The following is a 1,616-nucleotide window of genomic DNA, read 5'->3' as shown; positions in this document are numbered from 1 at the left end:
GGTACTGCACCCAAAAAGTTGGACAAAATATTAAGTTATTTTTGTTTAGTATTTTAAACTTTAAAGTCAGTAAATTTTATTACTTTTAGTGACTTTCATTCCTTACAGTTATTTTAGATTTTTCGAACTATTTAATCAAGGATTTTTTTAAAGGCGTAGCCCTTGTCCTTGATTAAATAGGAGAGAAATCTAAACTGTAAAAGGGAATGAAAGTTTCTTTTTATCTTATATTAGTTTCTATTAATTTTCCTGTAATTTACAGGACTTAGTCCACCTAAGTTCAATTTTATTCTCTCTTCATTATAATACTTTATATAATCTATAATGGCTTCTTTTAATTCATATTTATTCTTAAAAGTATCTTCGAATCCGTAATACATCTCAGATTTTAAAACTCCAAAAAAGGATTCCATAAATGCATTATCTGCCGATGTACCTTTCCTAGACATTGATTGTGTTATTCCTTTTACTTTAAGGAATTGTCTATATTCTATATGTTGATATTGCCAACCTTGATCGCTATGTAGTATCAAACCATTGTATCTTTCATTTTGAAGTTGCGATAACATTTCATACTGTTGTGCCATGTTAGGCGAAAATGAAACACTATAGGCTATTATCTCTGCGTTATATCCATCAATTATAGGAGCTAAATAAACCTTATCCTCTCCAATTTTGAATTCAGTTACATCTGTATAACATTTCTTTAATGGTTCTGAAGCGAAGAAATCTCTATCTATTATATTATCTGCGATTTTTCCAGTCTCTCCTTTATAAGAATTATATTTTCTCGTGGGTCTTACGAATGATAGTACATCTAGTTTTCTCATTAATCTCAAGACTTTTTTATGATTTACTAAAAATCCCATATTTCTAAGTTCTGATGTTACTCTTCTATAACCATATCTTAGTTTGTTCTTTTCCTGAATAGATTTAATAGCTTCTTCTATACTTTTATTTTTTTTATCTTTATCTTCTTTATTTTTTGTATAATAATATGATGAACGAGATAAGCCTAAAATCTCTAATAGTATGTTTAATTTGTGTGTTACCTTTAATTCTTCTACTATTTTTGTTTTCTCTTCATTTGAGATTGTTTTAACCTTATCTCCCTCAACTTTTTTAGAACTGCATTTTCTGCGCGTAAGTACTCAAGTTCTTTCTCTAGTTGTTCAACTTTTGATAATTCTTTATTTTCAATATTTTTATTATTATTTTTCATTTTACTAGTTCTTCCTCTCGGTTTCTCTAGTATATTATACCCGTTTTCTTTAAATTTTGAAATCCAATTACATAGTAAACCATGATTAGGTAATGCGTACTTTAATGAAGTAGATTTTATAGAATGTCCTAATATTAAAACCTCATTGATTATATCTAATTTCAATTCTGGTGGATAGTAATTATTTTTCCCCTTAATCAGCACTGTCTCACCATGTAAATCAGCTAATCTGACCATATACTTTACACTACCAGGATTAATTTTAAACTTGTTAGATAGTTCTTTATATGAGTATCCTTCTTTCTTAAGTCTATACATTTCTATCTTATTTTCATCTGTTAATTTCATAATAAATAGCCCTCCAAAATTTGTCCAAATTTTGGGGGCTATTACC

1 protein-coding gene is annotated in these 1,616 nt (G+C 28.0%); it reads right to left on the bottom strand.

The window, feature by feature from the left end; all coding sequences use genetic code 11:
* Positions 1-230 precede the first annotated feature (230 nt).
* Positions 231-1,570 (bottom strand): IS3 family transposase gene (locus JX287_RS08525; RefSeq protein ID WP_430537388.1). Its coding sequence is split into 2 segments (ribosomal slippage): positions 231-1,081 and positions 1,081-1,570, totalling 1,341 coding nucleotides; the frame shifts between segments, so codons are not numbered across the junction.
* Positions 1,571-1,616: the final 46 nt, after the last annotated feature.

It is taken from the genome of Gemella haemolysans (assembly GCF_901873445.1).
Taxonomy (GTDB): domain Bacteria; phylum Bacillota; class Bacilli; order Staphylococcales; family Gemellaceae; genus Gemella; species Gemella haemolysans_C.
Note: the sequence above shows the minus strand (reverse complement) of the source record. Positions and strands in the feature narration are given on the sequence as shown.